This window comes from Fodinibius sp. (assembly GCF_034521915.1).
Taxonomy (GTDB): Bacteria; Bacteroidota; Rhodothermia; order Balneolales; family Balneolaceae; genus Fodinibius.
In genome coordinates this window covers 148,980-168,583 of the sequence record NZ_JAXHLU010000013.1, presented here as the reverse complement: position 1 = coordinate 168,583, position 19,604 = coordinate 148,980, and the positions used below count along the sequence as shown (strand labels likewise).

Here is a 19,604-nt window from a genome sequence, read left to right as displayed (position 1 = left end):
TATCAATGTTTCTTTTAGACCTAATTTTTTAACATATTGGGGCGGTTCTCGGGAGAACATAAAGTAGTGATTGTCTGGGATGCTTTTATACTTGTTAGACTTGATCTGCGCGCCCAACTCGGCTTTCGCCAATAAAGCCCATCGCTTACTTTGATTTTGCGTATTTATGCCCTATTTTCAGGCGTCTTCATTGTTATTATAAACCCCACTCATACCTATATTTATGGAGAAAAAGAAAGGATCAGATTACAAGGCGGAAAATATTCAGGTTCTCGAAGGTTTAGAGGCCGTTCGAAAACGCCCGGCCATGTATATCGGAGATACCGGTCAGCGCGGACTTCACCACCTGATAAATGAAGTTATTGATAACTCCATTGACGAGGCCATGGAAGGCCACTGCGACCAACTGGATGTTATAATTAATGAAGACGGATCTATTACTATTACCGACAACGGTCGCGGCATTCCGGTTGATGAGCATCCTAAAATTAAATTACCCGCTGTTGAGGTTGTCCTTACCAAGTTGCACGCCGGTGGTAAGTTTGATAAAAATACCTACAAGGTTTCGGGTGGCTTGCACGGGGTAGGCGTTAGTTGTGTAAATGCCCTCTCTTCTCATTTTTATTGTGAGATCCATCGTGACGGTAAAATTTATGTAATGGAATTTGAGTACGGGAAGACCGTACAGCCGCTCAAGGTGAAAGGCGAAACCGACAAGACCGGGACGACTATTACCTTTACACCTGATGCTGAGATATTTAACCAAACCACCGAATTTAAGTACGATATTATTGCCGATCGCATGCGCGAGCTGGCATTTTTGAATCCACAAATTACGATTAATCTCCGTGATGATCGCGAAGATGAGGATGATTTGCAGGATAGCTTCCATTATGAGGGCGGCGTCAAGGATTTTGTTCAGTATCTCGATGAAGACCGCGAGCCCATGATGGAGGAGCCCATCCTAATTGAGGGAGAAGTGGATATGGTGCCGGTTGAGCTTGCCATTCAATATAATGGCAGCTACTCGCAGAACGTGCATTCATACGTTAATAATATTAATACGCGTGAAGGTGGAACGCATATCTCCGGATTTCGACGGGCGCTCACTCGTTCACTGAAAAAATATGCCAAGGATAACAACCTGATTAAGGGCGACATTAAAGTATCGGGAAGTGATTTTCGCGAAGGTATGACCGCCGTTCTCAGCGTGAAGGTTCCGGAGCCGCAGTTCGAAGGTCAAACCAAGACCAAGCTTGGTAACTCTGAAGTGCAAAGTGCTGTTGAGGTGATTGTATATGAACAGATGAACGAATTCCTGGAGCGTAACCCTAAGGCAGCGAAACGAATTCTTGAGAAAGTGATTTTGGCGGCCGAAGCACGACAGGCTGCTAAAAAAGCACGGAAACTCATCCAGCGCAAGAGTGCGATGAGTGGAGGGGGACTGCCCGGTAAACTGGCGGATTGTTCGATTAAGGATCCCAAGCAGAGCGAAATTTATCTGGTAGAGGGTGACTCGGCCGGTGGATCTGCCAAGATGGGACGAAACCGTAGCTTCCAGGCCATTCTGCCGCTGCGCGGTAAGATCCTTAATACTGAGAAAGCGAAGATCAATCGCATACTGGAAAACAACGAAATTCAGGCGATGATTACGGCACTTGGTGCCGGGGTAGGCCACTCAGAGGAAGACTTTGATCTTGAGCAGCTCCGCTATCACAAAATTATTATTATGACGGATGCTGATGTGGATGGATCTCACATTCGCACCTTGCTGCTTGACGTTTCTTTTACCGATATATGAAGCCTCTTATTGAAGGTGGCCATATTTATATTGCTACGCCGCCGCTCTATCGCGTCACCAACAGCCAAGATAAAATTGATTATGCCTGGGATGACGAAACCCGCGATAAGCTAATTAAAGAGCATAAAGAATCGCGGTACAAGTTTGATGTATCGCGCTATAAGGGACTTGGAGAGATGAATCCGGAACAGCTTTGGGAGACTACCATGGATCCCGAAACAAGAACCTTGCAGCGTGTAACGGTTGATAATGCAGCTGCGGCCGACAAGCTGTTCTCAAGACTAATGGGCTCTGATGTGCAGCCCCGTCGCGAATTCATCGAGCGCAACGCCAAGTACGCAACGCTTGATATTTAAGGATCCACCTAGTGGACCGTTGGGAGTGCTAAGAATGAGTGTAAGGTAATGCACTTCAACTGGACCACTTTTATGATCGATAAATGCAATTAACTTTAACACTGTACTGATTTATTCATGGCTAAAGATAAAATTGTACCTGTAGCGATAGAAGATGAGATGCAGTCGGCCTATATCGATTATTCGATGTCGGTGATTGTATCTCGTGCCCTGCCCGATGTTCGGGATGGTCTAAAGCCAGTTCACCGACGTATTCTGTACGGCATGAGTGAGCTGGGGATGCTTCATAACAGAAATTATAAGAAGAGCGCCCGTATTGTCGGTGAGGTGCTGGGTAAGTATCACCCGCATGGCGACTCAGCGGTATATGATTCTATCGTTCGAATGGTACAGGACTTTTCTTTGCGTTATCCGCTGGTAGATGGGCAAGGAAACTTCGGCTCCATCGACGGCGACTCAGCTGCTGCTATGCGTTATACGGAAACTCGTATGGAACGCATTGCCGAAGAGATGCTTGACCGACATCAACAAAGAGACCGTTGATTTCCAAACTAACTTTGATGACACCCTGCAAGAGCCAACGGTTCTGCCGGGGATGCTTCCCAACTTGCTGCTGAATGGCGCTTCCGGTATTGCGGTGGGAATGGCCACCAATATGGCCCCCCACAACCTTGATGAGACGATCGACGGCATTGTCGCCTATCTGGAAAATCCGGATATTGAAACCGAAGAGCTGATGGAACACATCCCGGCTCCGGACTTCCCGACCGGCGGTATTATTTATGGTTATGATGGCGTAAAGAAAGCCTACGAAACGGGACGCGGTAAAATTACGCTGCGTGCACGGTGCACTACGGAGGAACTTCGTCGTAGTCGCGAGCAGATTGTGATTACCGAGATTCCGTATCAGGTAAACAAAACAACGCTGGTGAAAAAAATTGCGCGACTCACGCAAAACGAGAAGATTGAGGATATTTCCGAGATCCGCGATGAGTCGGACCGTGATGGGATGCGTATTGTAGTTGTGTGTAAGCAGAATGCCAATACCGGCATTGTGCTTAATCAGCTGTACAAATATACGCAGATGCAGACCACTTTTGGTGTGATTAGCTTGGCGCTGGTTAAAGGCCGACCCAAGGTGATGCCACTGAAGGAGCTTATCTATCACTATGTTGAGCACCGCGTTGAGGTGATAATTCGCCGTACGCTTTACGATCTGGATCAGGCCGAAGCGCGTGCTCATATTCTCGAGGGACTTAAGATTGCTCTTGATGATCTCGATGAAGTTATTAAAACGATTCGCGCATCCAACAGTCCGGACGAAGCCAACAAGGCGCTTCGCAGGCAGTTTGCGCTTACCGATCTCCAGGCAAAAGCTATTCTGGATATGCGTCTGCAGAAACTTACCGGACTCGAGCGCGATAAGATTGAGCTCGAATACAACGATATTGCTGAAAAAATTGCTGAATTCCGAGAGATCCTTTGGAATCGTGATCGACAGAAAGAAATTATCAAAGACGAGCTGCTAGAGATTAAGAGCCGTTACGGTGATTCTCGTCGTACGCAGATTGTACACTCAGCTGATGACTTCAGCGTTGAGGACATGATCGCCGATGAAGATGTGGTGATTACGATCTCCAATAAAGGCTTTATTAAGCGAATGCCCGTCAGTGGTTATCGCCGACAAAAACGGGGCGGTAAGGGAATGAAAGGCACAAATACCAAAGATGACGAATATGTTGAACATCTGTTTGTGGCCACCAACCACAATTACATTCTCTTCTTTACTGAGAAGGGGCAGTGCTACTGGTTGAAAGTGTATGAAATTCCCGAAACCTCTCGAACCGCTCGTGGACGAGCAATCGTCAATCTTATTGACATTGATAAAGATGACTCCATTAAGACATTTGTACCGGTAGAGACACTGGACGATGAGGAGTATATCAATAACAATTACATCATTATGTCAACCAAGAACGGTAAGGTTAAAAAGACGACGCTGGAAGCTTACAGTCGTCCCCGTCGCGACGGTATTATTGCAATCAATATCGATGACGATGATTCACTGCTCGAAGCCTCACTGACCAATGGAAAGAGTAATGTTATCTTGGCTAACCGCAAAGGTCGCGCAATTCGATTCCACGAGGATGAAGTTCGCGATATGGGTCGAAACACCTCAGGAGTCAAGGGTATGCAGCTTGGAGACGATAATGAACTCGTTGACATGGTTGTACTTAAAAATACCCACGAAGCAACGGTACTTGCGATTTCTGAAAACGGCTACGGCAAACGCTCGAAAGTAGAAGATTATCGCGAGCAAAGTCGCGGTGGCAAAGGGGTAATTACCCTCAAGGTAACCAAGAAAACCGGTGATCTTATTGCACTGAAAGAAGTCTCAGACATCGACGATCTGATGGTAATTACTGAAGGTGGTAAAGTTATCCGCATGAATTGCGGTGATATTCGAACCATGGGACGTAATACCCAGGGGGTTCGTATTATGCGCCTCGATACCGATGGTAAAATTGGTGCGGTAACCCGTGTTGTTAACGAAGAAGAGGACGCAAACGGTCTAGCTTCAAATAAGATCATATCGAAGAAGCCCGGCAGAGTGAATTACTCTGCCGGGCTTTTTTAATTTAAGCTAACTTTGAGAGTTTAAGATTCCTGGCTGATATTAAGCTTTTGGATCTGCTCTTGCAGTACCGCGCCCGACTTCTGCAGCTGCTGTTTTTCGGTATCTGTAATATCAGGTATAATATGCCCCTTCACCCCGCCTATACCGATAGCGCAGGGTAAGCTCAGGCAAACATTGTTGATGCCATAGTTGCCCCTAGTATTAACGCTGACCGGCAAGACGTTACTTTCATTGTCAAGAATGGCGCGAACTATACGCGTGATGACAACACCAATGGCGGTATTGGTATATCCTTTCCGGTCGATTATGTGATAAGCAGCATTATTGTCTGCTCAAACAGGGCATTCATTTTAGATTCCTCAAACGATTGGCCCAATATCTCGTTGCCTTGCAATGGGTTGCCGCCAATAGCAGCTTGGCTCCAGATCGGCACCTCCGAATCCCCGTGTTCACCAAGAATATAGGCGTGTACCGATTTGGGATCTACGCCGTAGTACTTTCCGAGGAGTGAACGAAACCGTGCTGTATCCAAAAGGGTACCGGTACCGATGAGCCTTGCTGCCGATCGACGGCTAACTTGCTGGGTTACATATGTTAATATATCAACAGGATTGGTGGCGATTACGAGAATAGCTTCTGGGGCATGCTTATCAATTTCGGCAATAATTTCTCGAAAGACCTCTACATTTTTATTTAAAAGGTCGAGCCGACTATCGCTGGAAGAGCCCTGGCTAATACCGGCCGATATCACAATAACCTGTGCATCTGAGAGATCGCTATAGTCACCGGATTCTACATTAACATTTCCGACGAGCAACTGCCCATGCATCAGATCCATGGCCTCACCTTCGGCACGTTTCTTATCCTTATCTACCAGAATAATTTCACTGGCTAGTCGCTGATTAAAGAGGGCATAAGCAGCAGCCACTCCAACGTTGCCGGTACCTACGATACCAATAGATTGTTTGTTCATTATTGTATTTAATTATTTTGCTTATCTATCATTTCATGTAGTAAATCACTTCTTTTTTCAATTAAAATATCTGGAGAAATGATTTCAACATCTTTTGGGAATTGAAGTAACCATTTATTGATAAAGTCCATATTATCAAACATAAACTCTATCCGAAATAAATTAGGTTTTATTTTGTTTTTCTTTAATATATTAGCCGGCAGATTGGCCTGAAATCGTTTCAATGTCGATTCAGATACATCTACTATTACTTTTTGCGAACTCCCGTCAGATCGGAAAATTAGGCCTTCTACGTCAATTTTGCCATATGGGACAAAATCTTCGTCCAAAATTTGTATTTTTGACATGCGATCAAGCAAAAAGTTGCGTTCGTCATCTCTTTTGTGTGAGTACCCGATCACATTCCAGTGATCCCGATAAAAAACGAGAATGTAGGGATCAATTTTTCGGGAGGTTGATTTCTTCCTCTCGATTTCGATCGGTAATTAAACTTGATGGATTTATTGTCCGAGATTGCGTTGCTTATCACATACCAGTCGCCGCCCTCCATTTTTTCGGCCCCAAAATTTAGATAGGGATCCACCACGGTTCGCTCTTCCAGGGATTCCATAAAGTCCAGTAAGTCCTCGGGAACAACCTCTTTGATTTTTAATTCTACCCCTTTGGCATCCTCGATAAGCTTTTTATCAACCTGGGATTTAACAAAGTTGAGTCCCACCATAACTGTGGCTAACTCTTTAGAGGTGAACATGAGGGGCGGAATTTTATACCCACGCACAATACCGTATCCATTGTATCGGTCGTGAGTAACCGGCACGTTCATTTCTGAAAGAGCATTAAAGTCACGGAATACGGTACGGCGACTGATATCAAAATTTTCAGCAATTTTGTCTACCGTAATACGCTGGTTGGCTTGCTGAAGCATCAGGATAAGCTTCATGCGGCGCTCAGAAGCTATTCATCGATATACTAAATATTCAATTATTGTGATTTAGGCTTCTGTATAAAGGGTACAAAGATAAATTAATTTACCAACTGTTCTAAGCGAAGCCGTAAAAGCTTGATTGCAGATTGGGGGGGGATAGCTAGCTTCGGTGAGCGAATACGAGAGCTTTACCTTGGAAAAACTGGGACCCTTCGGATAACTCATGCTTTTCAAGCTCAAATGAAGAGGGTAGTCCTTCGAGCTCATTGAAAAAATCAGTTCCTTTGTAGAACACCATCGTCGACCATGGGAGGGAGGCGGTCGATCTTGTAAAGCTGATTTATTTTAAAGGCGTGCTTAGAAATAAGAAGGAACGGTTCGTCGTATCTAAAATCCTCGATGGATCCATCAACAATACCAATATTGTTAAGCCCCATTTTTTTTGCTATTTGCTTTATAGCCAAGCACTTTTTTGTAACGAGATCGTTTAAAATAATGTGCTTATCGGGGTGGGTGATCGCCAGCGGAATGCCCGGAAGCCCGCCTCCGGTACCGGCATCAACAATTATTTCTGCTGATCCAAAGCTTTTAAACGCTGATAATAGTAATGAATGCTGAATATGCTTCCATACTGTTTCACGTGAAACATCCCGACTCACAAGATTAACTCGCTTGTTCCACCAGAGAAGTTGATCGAGATAGTTTTGTAGTTGGCTTCTGTGTTTGCCAATGAGTTGATCTGCATGATCAAATGTTCCACGTGAAACGTTCTGTGTTTTAATATTTCGATGTTCCACGTGAAACGTAGGCTTAGTTGAGTGTTAGTTATTTAAATAAACCATTAGCACAGAGATATCACTTGGGGTGACGCCACTAATTCGGCTGGCCTGACCAAGTGTTTCGGGACGCACTTTGTCCATTTTTTCTTTCCCTTCGGAGGAAAGGCTTTGAATTTTATCGTAGTTAAGCTCTTCGGGGATGACGGTGTCTTCTTGCTTTTTCATTTCCTCAACCATCTCAAACTCTTTCTCAATATAGCCGGAATATTTGATCTGAATTTCTACTTGTTCAAAGACGAGCTCGTCGGTGGTTATGTCCAGGGCTTTCTCTTTGAGTTCGGGATCGGCTTCAAGAATATTAAATATTGAAAGCTCGGGACGCGGAATTAACGTCTTTGCCTTAACGGGTTGGTTGAGAGTTGAGGTGCCGTTTTCTTCGAGCATAGGATCCATCTTTTCGGGGTAAACGGTATAGTCGGCAAAGAGATCGTGGATTTTATCGATGGACTTATTCTTTTCTTGGTACTGCTCATAGCGTTCATCAGAGGCAAGTCCAATCTTATGACCGAGTTCGGTAAGGCGGAGATCAGCGTTATCTTGGCGAAGCAGGATGCGGTGTTCTGCACGAGAAGTAAACATACGATATGGCTCTTCGGTACCTTTGGTGATCAGGTCATCAATGAGTACCCCGATATATGCTTCGGATCGCTTTAGTATAAATTCATCTTTCCCTTGTGATTGTCTTGCAGCATTAATGCCGGCCATTAGTCCCTGGCATGCGGCTTCTTCGTAGCCGGTTGTTCCGTTAATTTGTCCGGCAAAGAAAAGCCCGTCGGTGATTTTAGTCTCCATACTGCGGCGGATTTGATAGGGAGGAAAGTAGTCGTACTCAATAGCATAGCCCGGGCGCAGCATAATGGCTTCTTCAAAACCTGGGATAGTACGTAATGCTTTGTATTGTACATCTTCGGGAAGGGAGGTAGAAAATCCGTTGAGGTACATTTCGTAGGTATCCCATCCTTCGGGCTCGAGAAAAAGTTGGTGGCTGTCCTGATCAGAAAAGCGATTAATTTTATCTTCAATACTGGGGCAATAACGTGGCCCGGTAGAGTCGATCGTGCCATTGAACATGGGGCTTCGATCAAATCCGGAGCGGAGCATATCGTGAACCTCCTCATTTGTGTTGCCAATCCAGCAGGTCATTTGTTCTTCCCGGGTGGGCAGGAAGTCGGTCATGAACGAAAATGCATGCGGTTCTTCATCCCCATACTGTACCTCTAGTTTCTCATAATTAATGGATCGTCCATCGATACGGGGAGGGGTTCCGGTTTTTAGTCGACCCACTTCAAATCCAAGATCTTCAAGGGCTGCTGAAATACCAATGGATGCGCGCTCTCCAGAACGACCACCCCCAAAGTTGGTTTCCCCAATATGGATGAGTCCGTTGCCAAAAGTACCGGTAGTGAGGATAACGGCATCAGCTTTAAACTCCTGACCGGTTTTGGTGCGGACGCCGGTGGCGCGTTTCCCATCCTCAGTGGTTAATACATCAACGACATTATCTTGCCGAAAGTGAAGATTCTCTTTCTTCTCAAGCTCTTGGCGCATTGTTTTACTGTATAATGCACGGTCGCTCTGGCAGCGCGGACTCCACATGGCTGGGCCCTTGCTGGTATTTAATACTCGAAATTGCAGACCCGATTTGTCAGCAACCGTACCCATTAGTCCACCAAGCGCATCAATTTCTCGCACCAGCTGTCCTTTGGCAATACCGCCAATTGCAGGATTGCAGGACATTTTTGCAATGGAGTCGAGGTCCATCGTGATTAAAAGTGTTTTTGCGCCAATTCCGGAGGCAGCACCTGCAGCTTCACTGCCGGCATGGCCGGCGCCTACGACGATGACATCATAATCGGGGTAAAGGGATTTCATTACGATCTAAGTATTTGTTTTTATTGCACTTAAGTGCTAATAAAATGAGTGCCGGATAGCTTGAGGAGTCTCAAAAATAGTGTTTCTAAGAATATGTATCATGTGTTATCCAGAGTAGTCACCGAAAATAAGGAATTTTCCAGAAAAATTTTAGCTTGTACTATAAAATTGAGGGCAAATGGTTAAGCCAGGTGTGAGGCTTCCTCTTGTTGATTATCCAGGCTGTCAACGGCTCGCGGGATATCCAGGTGAAATTGATGATTGCCAATAACATATGCCAGTCCAGTGCGCTGGCATCCACATCATTTATATCGATCGCATCAATAATAACCTGATCGATATTCTTATCACTTTTAATTTCGAGCTGTTCTAGTTTATTTTTTAGATAGAGGATGTTGGTAAAATAAAGTAAGGCGGCAATCCGCACGATAATTGCGTGGGTTTGGGTAATTGCTTCGGGGGTGGCATTGAAGTTATCAAAAGTGATCGGTGCCGGGGATTCGGCTCAACATCACACTATTAGGATAATTACTGCGGTGGATGACAATGCTAAGCGAAATTAGTACTCCGATACCAATATCTTTAAGGATCCCCAATGTCAGGGTAGCAGTAAAGGTGACTATTAATAGGATGAATTCACGAGTACGAACATTCCATAGAAATGGTGCTAGACCAACTCAACTAGTTCCGGCACAGTGGTGATGGTAATTGCGGGCAAGACAGTTTTTGGCAAATAGTAGATCAATGGTATTAAAAATAGCATCGGTGAGTAGCTACTATTGCCGCACTTATCAGAAGTGAGATACTGCTCTTGGCTCTATTTTCATCATTATCTGCGATAGGCGAAAATGCCGGCAACGGGACAGGCCTTAAAATCGATTCGACCGTATTTGTAAGTCTAATACTGAACAATCCTTGATTTGAATCGATCTTGTAGTTGGGGATGGGGCGAACTATCGTTTTGGCCAGTGCTATCGACTGGGTAAAGCTTAAGAATGCAATTGCAAGCACGGTGGACAGAAGTTGCCAGATGGGAACCGTTGACAATGACGGTAAAATTGGAGTGGGTAGTCCGGCTCTGAGATCATTTTTGAAATTCCCGGCCTGGTATTTATTAATCTATACCGTTATTAGAATGTAACGAGCTACCAACGACTTATTGCTATTTTGCGTAGCAAAAAGTAATTGAGCTTTCCGGTAATTCCTTTACAACTTAAATAGCAAATAACTGGTTACCTGCATTCCAGAACTTAACGCAAAATATATAAATACCATAGTGATGAGCAACATTTCGAAAGCCATAATTCCCGCCGCTGGTCTGGGAACTCGTATGCAACCCATCAGTGATTATTTGCCCAAGCCTATGTTGCCGCTTGGTAAAAAGCCGGTATTACAGCATATTCTGGATGAGCTGAACGCAGCCGGTATTTGTGAAATTGTAATTGTAGCACGGACCGAGCATAGCGCTATTTTCAACTATTTTGGGGACAAGCCCGGCATTCAATTGGTAGAAGATAATTCCGCCTCAGGGCCGGGTGAGGCGATTTTGAAGGCCAATAATTTTATTGGTGATGAATCGTTTGCAGTTGTTTTTTCTGATGCGCCGGTTCGCGGTGCGGGCCGATCAGATCATCTGAAAGAGCTGATGGCGTTAAAACAGCAAAACCAAGCGGCGGCGGTACTGTCCACGTATCGGATTCCCAAAGCCGAAGTATCCTCACGTGGTGTGGTCGTTTTCGAGGAGCCCGGCATAGCTAGGCAACGCTTTGGTAAGCTTGCTGATATTATCGAGAAACCCACAAGCGGAGAAACATCCAGCCGTTGGGCATCAACCTGCCGGTATGTACTGGACGCCACAATTTTTGATGCCCTCCAGCATATTTCTACTGATGCCGGCGGAGAGCTGCAGTTAACACCTGCCATCCGCCAACTGATAAAAGAAGGGAAGTCTGTGTTGGGGATGCCGATGCCCGGTCAGCTTCAGCGATACGACACTGGCCATTTTGAGGGATACTTTGCGGCATTCAACGATTTTATCAAATAATCGGTCACTTTTGTGGATTGGCTGAACGGTACAATCCAATGCCGATGAAAAAGCACCCATAAATCAGGGCGGCTGCGAAAAATACGCCGGTAGCATTATAGCCAAACGACCGAATGATCAGCGTAATCAGGGGATAGAAGAATAGCACGCCCAAAATATTGGCAACGATTTTGGACCACTGTGTCTCGGCATTATAAAACTGGTAGAATATAGCTATTGAAATAAGTCCATAACTGGCAAAAACAAATTGTGTTAGCTCGAGTCCCAGTGCACTGCTGATGGGCTCATAAACTTTCAGCAGTTCAAGTAAGACAACTTGCAGCAGGGGCGTAATCGAGGAAAGCAGCAGAAGGACACTACAAACAGTTGGTATTACCAAGTCGTCGTTCGAAAATGATAACCAGTTGTCAGAAATACGCAGTTGGGAATGCTCCATGATAAATAGGTTGTGTTGATATGAATAAAAAATCGTAATTGTGTTAATTAATTTTTCAACTATCAACAAGTATGATATTTATCATAGAGCAAAAATGAAAAAGCCCCAATCTTGGTGGATTGAGGCTTAAAAAACTTGCATGTACAAGCATTACAGTTCGCTGTCAAGACATGCAGTGATAGCATGCCAGACCGCATCCAGCTTGGATTCGCCCTCGTGCTCATAACCGGTATCCTCGTCAACAATTACGCGGCAGAAGTTATCTTGAATGAGTACGCTGTAGCCAAGGTCTTCTTCAACCTTAGTAACTACCGGCATTAACCATTTCCACGACTCGTGGAACTTCATATCCTCAACAGCAAGAAAGGCCAGGGGGATATCTTTGACATCCTCCTGATCAATCTTAATGGTACTACCCATCAGATTTTCAATAAGCCGATTTCCGTTATTTGCTTCTTCTTGTGTCATAATAAATATCTGCTAAAATTTTGATCAACTGTTTCGGTCCTAAAATACATAAAATAAAAAAGGACTCAACTTTCATCCCGTAACAAGTGTGGGATAAAGGAAAGTAGCAGTAAAGACCATAATTTCAGCAAATCAAAGGCGAAGTAATAATGGACCTGCCTGGCAGAATATTTGCTAATTGCTGGAGTAGTGCCGATCAATCTGTTTAAAGATTTTCTCCAGCGCCTCTTCTTTAAAATTACCGGCGGCATAGACCTTTTTTTCACCGTTAGTAAATGTTACACGGGTAGTACCGGATAATTTAAAAACGTGTTCGCTGATTTTTCGGAATCCTTTGTATTTACCGGTGGCATAGAATTTTTGCCACTTCGTAGTGTCTTGGGGGATCATATGCAAATGAGTTCGTGCTATATGTACGCTTAACGTTGCCTGATTGCGGCATGTGTAAATGATTATCGAATAATTTACTACTAAATAAAATTAAAAGCCATATAAAAATACTTGTCTCAGTATGTGGTTGATGCGCTGCTTCGGTATTGCTTAGACTTTGTTAGTTGTCCACTTGGGATAGTTACATCCAGCATTGTTTGGCAATCCAAAAGTTGATAACAGCTAGCATGCCTCACAGCAGGTTTCAGGGGGATTATTGGTTCGTGATTTCGTATCAGTACTGCTTGATGATAGGGGAAAGGTCGTCTGGTCAGCTGAATATTTATGCTGAATCCGAATGGCATTGGCAATGGCCAGCAGTGCTACCCCTACATCAGCGAAAATAGCCCCCCACATATTTGCCATTCCAAAAGCGGCCAGCGCCATTACCAAGACCTTGATCCCCAGCGCAAAACTAATATTTTGCCATACCACGCGGTGGGTAAAATGGGCAATTTCTATAGCTGTGGGAATTTTAGAAGGCTGATCCGTTTGAATTACTACGTCTGCTGTTTCAACCGTAGCATCTGAGCCGATACCGCCCATGGCAATGCCTACATCGGCCAGCGTAATGACCGGTGCATCGTTGACCCCGTCGCCGACAAATCCTACCGTTTGGGATGCGTCCAGGGCTTGTTCTACATAGCGATACTTTTCATCGGGTAGCAGGCCGCCATAGGCCCGGTCTATATTCAGCTTTGCGGCCACACGATCGACGACCGCCTGATTGTCGCCGGACAGCATAACGAGCTCGGAGATCCCCAATTGGTGCAGCTGTTCAATGGCCTGCTTGCTGTCTCTTTAATGCGATCGGCAATGCTGATGGTACCCACATGCATTCCATCTTTGGCCACATGCACATAAGTGCAGGAGGGATCCAGTTCGTCGGTAGCTAGTTGAATATCGAATTCCTGCAAGAGCGCACGATTGCCAACCAGCACCGTTTTTTGATCGATAATACCCTGCAGCCCCTTCCCAGAAACTTCCTGTTGTTTTTTTACGGAATGCAGGGGCTGCCCGTTAACGCTGTTGAGAATAGCCCTGGCAATGGGATGTGTGGATTGCTGTTCCAGGGAGGCGGCCAGCCGAAGGATCGCTTCTTGGCTGTATCCGTTTACAGGTTGGACATCCTGTACTTCAAAAGACCCCTCGGTCATGGTGCCGGTCTTATCCATAAATAGGATGGTGATTTTACGCAGCTGATCCAGGAAGTCTGATCCTTTAAACAGGATGCCGTTGCGCGATGCTGCACCAATGCCACCGAAATAGCCAAGGGGGATGGAAATCACCAGTCCGCAGGGACAGGAAACAACGAGGAAGATAAGCGCCCGGTAAAACCAATCCTGGAAGACGTAATTTTCAACAACTAGATACGGAAGAAACGTCAGCGCTACTGCCAGCCAAACTACAATAGGCGTATAAATTTTGGCAAAGCGAGTCATAAATCGCTGGGTAGGCGCCTTCCGTTTAGAGGCTTCCTGAACCATCTGTAGGATGTTCGAAAGCTTGGTATCTTCAAAGCTGCTGGTCACCTCAATCCGTACCGGGGTATCCTGATTGATAGATCCCGCCCAGACGTCTTCACCGGCCTGGCGACTCATGGGCTTAGATTCGCCGGTGAGGGCAGCGGTATTAAACGAGGCTTTCTCGGTGAGTAGTTGCCCGTCCAGCGGTACTTTTTCGCCGGGCTTGACCTGGATGATTTCTCCAATTTTGACTTCAGAAGGATGGGCCTCTTCGGTATTACCATCGCGTTCAATTATAGCCGTATCGGGCTGTTGATTAATAAGGGCTTTGATGGAGTTTTTGGCGCGGTTGACCGCCCCGTGTTGGGCATATTCCCCAATCATATAGAAGAGCATTACTGCCACTCCTTCGGTGTATTCGCCGATAGCAAAAGCGCCGACGGTGGCAATGCCCATCAACATAAATTCGCTGAAAATGGTGCCGTTTTTGATGGATCGAAAGGCCTTCATCCAGACCGGTCCACCTACGGCCAGGTACGAGAGTCCATAGAGCGGCAGGTACACGTAAGCTTGACCCGAAAATGATACGGCGTGTTCTGTTACGATAGCTATTGCCAGTAGCAATGCGCTGCTGACAGCTTCTTTATATCTTTGTACAAATGATATCATTAATAAGCTGTGGTTTTGTTCAAACCCCTTTGATGCATGGGAAGTTGGGGATGCAAAGAATTTCAATTCTTAAGATAGGATTCGCCGCTATGCAGTTCTTGCATCTTTATGTAAATCTTTTGCAGGATTTTGTATGGGAGTGGTTACCACTTGGAATAGCGGCTTAGGGCGAAGTATATTTTGTGGGGAGTGATGCTGAGTGGAGATAATATCAGTGTGCGAGTTATCTCACAACTGGTCGATAGAAGTGCGCTTATTTTCTTTGATATCTTTGAAGTGGGAAGGGGCAAGGCCGGTCTCCTTTTTAAACTGCCGCGAAAAATGCTGCTGGCTGCTGTAGTCGAGCTCCAAGGCGATTTGGCTCAGACTTTTCTCATCATAGACGATGAGCTCTTTGGCTCGTTCGATCTTTTGCAGGATAAAGTAACGCTCAATGGATTTACCCTCCACGGCCGAAAACAGTCGGCTTAGCTGCTGATAATCTTTATGAATCTTGTCGGTTAATAAATCAGATAAATTCTTTTGCATCGGGGTGTTTGAACGAACCTGTTGGATGATGAGCTGCTTAATTTGTTCCACGATGCGGCTGTTTTCATCATCGATAAGATCAAAACCATTATCTTGAATTAGATTTACTAACTGCCCATATTCTTGTTCATCAAGAGCTTCCGACAGGTACAGTTCACCCAGTTCAATTCGTTCAATCTTAAAGCCGGCCTGGGATAGTTTTTCTTCCAGAACCTCGGCACAATGGCTGCAAACCATATTTTTGATATGAAAATGAGTGTTTTTCATAAGCTGTAAAGTACATAAATATTTAGAGACTACCACTGCTTGGATAGGCTATATTACAGGTTGCAGGATCGATACTATATCCAAATAAAAAGGCCGACAGTTAGCTGCCAGCCTTTTATAGAACTCAGAAAGGAAATAATGTTAGGCGCTCATATTTCTAGTCTCGAATAAGTCCACTTGGATACGAAACGACGCTTTCGTGGCCATCCTTGCCTACAGCGGTAACCCCAAAGAGGTAATTATCGATAACAATGTTTTCCAGCGTAAATTTATTGACATTACCCACATAGCGGACATTTTCCCAGAGTGGTGCAGAGGTAGGCCGCCAGTATATTTTGTAGCCTTTGATCAGGTCGCTGTCCGGTTTGTCCCATCGCAGGGTAGTAGAAGGTTCTACTGCACCGCCAATTTCTACATTTGCAGGTTTAGGCGGGGCTTCAGCCAGCGAAGCCATAGCTACGGCGTTAACAGCGGTAAGTTTCTTAGCATAATTGAAGTTCACGTGTTCAATTACATCCCCATATTCAATACCATCCTCCGTGCGGATGTCTTGGTGTTGCTGGGTATAATTTTCATGAGCTTCCATAATACGAACTCCGGCAAAGCCGGCCTCGTTAAACGGTCGATGATGCCCGCCCCGACCAAAGCGATCGAGCCGGTAGATGAGCATGGGATCCATTTGCGGCATATACAATGAAGTGGTCTCATAGATATAGCGGGCAAGCTGACGTGAAATCCCGTCGTTTTCTCCGCCGTAAAACCGTTTCATCTGTAGTTCACGCTCGGTTGCATTTGCCGAGTAAGGCTCAGAAAATATGCGGAACTCGCGGTTGTCGATCACCCCGTCGATGCCCCGAATATTACCAATCATATCGTTGTTGAGCACGCCAATAATATCCCATCCTTCTTCCTTGGCTTTCTCGGCCATAAATCGTCCGCCGTAGAGGCCCTGCTCTTCTCCGGAAAGCCCGGCAAATATGATGCTGTTCTCAAATTCATAGTTTGAGAGTACGCGCGCTGCCTCAATAGCTCCGGCCATCCCCGTTGCATTATCATTGGCACCCGGCGCAGCAATGCTGTCATTCATAATGTCGGAGGCTCGGCTGTCGATATCGCCGCTCATAATTACATAGCGGTTGGGATGGGTATTACCCTTTAACACAGCATAGACGTTTACAATCCAGGTATCTTCATCAATTCGGCTGTCGGGGTCCCCCTCGACAAGCGTACGCTGCTCGTGGACTTCCAGGCAGCCGCCGCATTTTTCGCTGATGGATTCGAACTCCTGCTTAATCCACCGGCGTGCCGCGCCAATACCCCGCGTTGATGAGGTGGTGTCAGACATGGTATGCCGTGTGCCGAAGCCGGCCAGTGTCCGGATGTCTGATTCCAGCCGGTCGGCACTGACCGAATCGGATGATATCGTACATTTTGGGATCAATAGTGAGGTCTTGCGCCTGGGTGTTACAGGCAAAAAGTATCAGAAAAGGAAGTAGCAACAGACGTTTCATGATAGCACGGATGTGATTATGAAGGAATTTACAGAAAAGTTGGAATTTAGCCCTAAAAACAGTGACATAAATTTATAGAGAACTGAGTAAAATGCGAACAGTTTCACATTTTATTACTTATCAGAGATAGCGCTAACAGAGTATGGCGATTCCTGTACTAAGATCCGCAGAAAAGAGATTGCTGTAATGACTCTATAATAGATGTTTAATTACTTCATCTAAGTATCTGTGTGTAGCATTTGATCCCATATTAGAAATGTATTGTCGGCTATGTTTCTGAGCTTTGCGGCCTTATTCCCGGCTGTCCCTGTTTTAGCTGGGGGATTATATTGTGTTTGATGAATTCTTTAACCTTTTGATTGCCGGTGAGTTTCAGCCAAACCGGGCCGCTCTCCGGTGTTACTTCCAGGTTAAATTCGAAGAAGGGGCAGCACTGTCGTTCGCGGGCCATAAAAACTGCCGCCTTTTCAATTATTTTGCTGTCGGTTGGAAGGCGAAAGGCGTAGCCGTTAAATAGTTCCAGCCATTCTTCGATAGCGGTGAATACCTCCGCTGAGTTGGCCTTGTGTTGCTCTCGTTCATTTTTATCAATTGCAGCTAAATTACATGCAATGGATCGATTGTCGGACATAGTGAATAGTTTGCGTTTAATTTGATTAGATAATTGTGCTAGTTAGAACTATCGGTTGCTGGTGAGATCCTGTTTAAACCCCAGCCCGATACTCCGCCGTACACCAAGGTGGAGGGCCAAGGTGGCAACGGCAATTTTAGGGGTGATGGCCGAGCCAAATACGCCCCATCCCAGCCATGGCAGTACGAGCAATTCCATAATGAACCAGAGAAATAGGCCCATGGCAAGGCCGTGCCAGGTTTGGCCGCGCTTCTTTACTACTCGAAATAGCACCGCACCCCAAAAGGCGCCGTAGCCAAAGTGGGTGAAGATCGCGAATATTATAAGCAGCGGTTGGGCTATATTGTCCAATACTGATGTTACAATAGCCAGCGGAATGGGTTGGGGAATCGGGCTCAGTCCAGTTCCCATTCCAATTAACATAATGAGAGACATAAGCAAGGTTCCTAACAAGCCATAGAGCAGCCCTCTCTTTTGTAACGGACCGGTAAGAAAAGAATTCATAATAATGTTTTATTGTTTAAAAATTCAATAACAATAAAACATATAACCTTTGTCAGCGACAGTCAAATATGGAGAAGTGTACATTTTATTAGGATCCTCGTGGCCAGTACATCATGATGGCAACACCAGCCAGGGCCAACAGGGCACCTATAATATCAAACTTGTCGGGTTGGATGCCATCTATTTTCCATCCCCACAGCATCGATAGAATGATAAATACCCCGCCATAGGCAGCATATACTCGGCCGAAGTGAGCCGGTTGCAGGGTGGGAATGAAGCCGTAGAGTGCCAGCAAGATCATCCCGGAAAGTCCGTACCACCAGCTTTTGCTTTCCCGCAGCCAGAGCCAAACAAGATAGCCGCCCCCAATTTCAAAGAGTCCGGCTACGATAAAGTACAGCAAGGATTGAAGATAGGTTATCATAATTGTTTAGATAATTAAAAACTGTTAAACTTATGGGGTAAGCTTAACAAAATTACTGCTATGAGCCAATCTCTCGACGTTGCATTCAAAGCGCTGGGCCATCCCAAACGACTGGCGATTCTTAAGCGATTAATTCGCCGGGTCCATACCTGCTGTGTAGTTAACCGGAAAGAAGATTGTTGTATGGAAGAACCTACTTGCGACTTCGGAGCCTTGAAAGAAGATTTGGGGATCTCCAAATCTTCACTCTCCCTTCACCTGAAAGAGCTCCGGCATGCCGGGCTGGTAGAAAAGATCAAAAAAGGTCGGAAAGTAGCCATTCAGGTTAATCCCGACAAGCTGGAGGAGCTCAGGGAGTTTTTTGAGGTATCCATTGACAAGAAGACAAGAAAGTGGATGGATGCGATTGATTAACAAAATTTGAATTGCTACAAAGCTAAATAACAAGTATATTTAATCGTAAATTTACGATAATTGATTAATGTTATGGCAATTACCAAAGCAAAATTATTTGATACTTCACAGAAACGGGCCGCCGAACTTATGAAAGCTCTTGGGCATCCGGCACGTATAGCAATAATTGAACTCTTGGCCGAGCGTGAAACCTGCATTTGCGGTGATATTACGGATGAGTTGCCGCTAGCTCAGTCTACGGTTTCGCAACACCTAAAGGCACTGAAAAAAGCCGGTATTATTAAAGGTGAAGTTGACGGCGTGCGTACCTGCTACTGCCTGGATGAAGAAGGCATAGCAGAAATGAAAGAATTTCTAACGCCATTATTAACGAATCTTACAACTGCAACAAAAGACAACTGCTGCTAAT

General features: G+C 45.3%; 17 protein-coding genes and 5 pseudogenes. 6 read left to right on the top strand and 16 right to left on the bottom strand.

Annotation, left to right across the window (positions count from 1 at the left end; all coding sequences use genetic code 11):
* Positions 1-223 precede the first annotated feature (223 nt).
* Positions 224-2,157: pseudogene (gene gyrB, locus U5J89_RS09050) on the top strand (DNA topoisomerase (ATP-hydrolyzing) subunit B).
* A 117-nt stretch (positions 2,158-2,274) separates the two neighbouring features.
* A pseudogene (gene gyrA, locus U5J89_RS09035) lies at positions 2,275-4,795 on the top strand (DNA gyrase subunit A).
* 20 nt (positions 4,796-4,815) lie between these two features.
* Here the strand turns inward: gyrA and U5J89_RS09025 are convergent.
* The 7 genes and pseudogenes from U5J89_RS09025 to U5J89_RS15945 form a co-directional block, all read right to left on the bottom strand.
* Positions 4,816-5,771, bottom strand: a pseudogene (locus U5J89_RS09025) (L-lactate dehydrogenase).
* A gap of 5 nt (positions 5,772-5,776) precedes the next feature.
* Entirely contained in the window at positions 5,777-6,199 is a 423-nt protein-coding gene (locus U5J89_RS09020) for a WYL domain-containing protein (protein WP_322575337.1), read from the bottom strand.
* On the bottom strand, positions 6,166-6,708 hold the full coding sequence (locus tag U5J89_RS09015; RefSeq protein ID WP_322575287.1) for a helix-turn-helix transcriptional regulator: 543 nt from the start codon (positions 6,706-6,708) through the stop codon (positions 6,166-6,168). The genes U5J89_RS09020 and U5J89_RS09015 overlap by 34 nt, the downstream gene beginning before the upstream one ends.
* A gap of 260 nt (positions 6,709-6,968) precedes the next feature.
* Positions 6,969-7,490 carry a 16S rRNA (guanine(527)-N(7))-methyltransferase RsmG gene (locus U5J89_RS09010; RefSeq protein ID WP_322575286.1) on the bottom strand — a complete coding sequence of 174 codons (522 nt, stop codon included), beginning with the start codon at positions 7,488-7,490 and terminating at the stop codon, positions 6,969-6,971.
* A 24-nt stretch (positions 7,491-7,514) separates the two neighbouring features.
* On the bottom strand, positions 7,515-9,404 hold the full coding sequence (gene mnmG / locus U5J89_RS09005; protein WP_322575285.1) for a tRNA uridine-5-carboxymethylaminomethyl(34) synthesis enzyme MnmG: 1,890 nt from the start codon (positions 9,402-9,404) through the stop codon (positions 7,515-7,517).
* A 160-nt stretch (positions 9,405-9,564) separates the two neighbouring features.
* A complete protein-coding gene (locus U5J89_RS09000) occupies positions 9,565-9,831 on the bottom strand; it encodes a hypothetical protein (protein ID WP_416208508.1) in 267 nt (88 codons plus the stop codon).
* Between the two features lie 323 nt (positions 9,832-10,154).
* A complete protein-coding gene (locus tag U5J89_RS15945; protein ID WP_416208511.1) occupies positions 10,155-10,436 on the bottom strand; it encodes a SulP family inorganic anion transporter in 282 nt (93 codons plus the stop codon).
* On the opposite strand from U5J89_RS15945, the gene U5J89_RS08995 reads away from it, so the two are divergent.
* Both U5J89_RS08995 and U5J89_RS08990 read left to right on the top strand, forming a co-directional pair.
* Positions 10,348-10,545 carry a hypothetical protein gene (locus U5J89_RS08995; protein WP_322575284.1) on the top strand — a complete coding sequence of 66 codons (198 nt, stop codon included), beginning with the start codon at positions 10,348-10,350 and terminating at the stop codon, positions 10,543-10,545. The two genes, U5J89_RS15945 and U5J89_RS08995, sit on opposite strands and share 89 nt — an antisense overlap.
* Positions 10,546-10,683: 138 nt before the next feature.
* Positions 10,684-11,448, top strand: a complete 765-nt coding sequence (locus U5J89_RS08990) for a sugar phosphate nucleotidyltransferase (protein WP_322575283.1) — start codon at positions 10,684-10,686, stop codon at positions 11,446-11,448.
* A gap of 4 nt (positions 11,449-11,452) precedes the next feature.
* On the opposite strand, the gene U5J89_RS08985 is transcribed toward U5J89_RS08990, so the two are convergent.
* The 9 genes and pseudogenes from U5J89_RS08985 to U5J89_RS08945 all read right to left on the bottom strand — a co-directional run bounded on the left by U5J89_RS08985 (position 11,453) and on the right by U5J89_RS08945 (position 18,781).
* Entirely contained in the window at positions 11,453-11,884 is a 432-nt protein-coding gene (locus U5J89_RS08985; protein WP_322575282.1) for a hypothetical protein, read from the bottom strand.
* 150 nt (positions 11,885-12,034) lie between these two features.
* Complete coding sequence (locus tag U5J89_RS08980) at positions 12,035-12,352, bottom strand: hypothetical protein (protein ID WP_322575281.1); 318 nt, start codon at positions 12,350-12,352, stop codon at positions 12,035-12,037.
* A 174-nt stretch (positions 12,353-12,526) separates the two neighbouring features.
* Positions 12,527-12,742, bottom strand: coding sequence for a hypothetical protein (locus tag U5J89_RS08975; protein ID WP_322575280.1), 216 nt, complete (start codon positions 12,740-12,742; stop codon positions 12,527-12,529).
* A gap of 222 nt (positions 12,743-12,964) precedes the next feature.
* Positions 12,965-14,703: pseudogene (locus U5J89_RS08970) on the bottom strand (heavy metal translocating P-type ATPase).
* A gap of 441 nt (positions 14,704-15,144) precedes the next feature.
* Positions 15,145-15,711, bottom strand: coding sequence for an AraC family transcriptional regulator (locus tag U5J89_RS08965; RefSeq protein ID WP_322575279.1), 567 nt, complete (start codon positions 15,709-15,711; stop codon positions 15,145-15,147).
* A 157-nt stretch (positions 15,712-15,868) separates the two neighbouring features.
* A pseudogene (locus tag U5J89_RS08960) lies at positions 15,869-17,222 on the bottom strand (M28 family peptidase).
* A 268-nt stretch (positions 17,223-17,490) separates the two neighbouring features.
* On the bottom strand, positions 17,491-17,853 hold the full coding sequence (locus U5J89_RS08955; RefSeq protein ID WP_322575277.1) for a hypothetical protein: 363 nt from the start codon (positions 17,851-17,853) through the stop codon (positions 17,491-17,493).
* A gap of 48 nt (positions 17,854-17,901) precedes the next feature.
* Complete coding sequence (locus tag U5J89_RS08950; RefSeq protein ID WP_322575276.1) at positions 17,902-18,357, bottom strand: hypothetical protein; 456 nt, start codon at positions 18,355-18,357, stop codon at positions 17,902-17,904.
* Positions 18,358-18,445: 88 nt separating this feature from the next.
* On the bottom strand, positions 18,446-18,781 hold the full coding sequence (locus U5J89_RS08945) for a YnfA family protein (RefSeq protein WP_322575275.1): 336 nt from the start codon (positions 18,779-18,781) through the stop codon (positions 18,446-18,448).
* 60 nt (positions 18,782-18,841) lie between these two features.
* On the opposite strand from U5J89_RS08945, the gene U5J89_RS08940 reads away from it, so the two are divergent.
* Both U5J89_RS08940 and U5J89_RS08935 read left to right on the top strand, forming a co-directional pair.
* Complete coding sequence (locus tag U5J89_RS08940; RefSeq protein ID WP_322575274.1) at positions 18,842-19,195, top strand: metalloregulator ArsR/SmtB family transcription factor; 354 nt, start codon at positions 18,842-18,844, stop codon at positions 19,193-19,195.
* A 72-nt stretch (positions 19,196-19,267) separates the two neighbouring features.
* Positions 19,268-19,603, top strand: coding sequence for a metalloregulator ArsR/SmtB family transcription factor (locus U5J89_RS08935; RefSeq protein WP_322575273.1), 336 nt, complete (start codon positions 19,268-19,270; stop codon positions 19,601-19,603).
* Position 19,604: the final 1 nt, after the last annotated feature.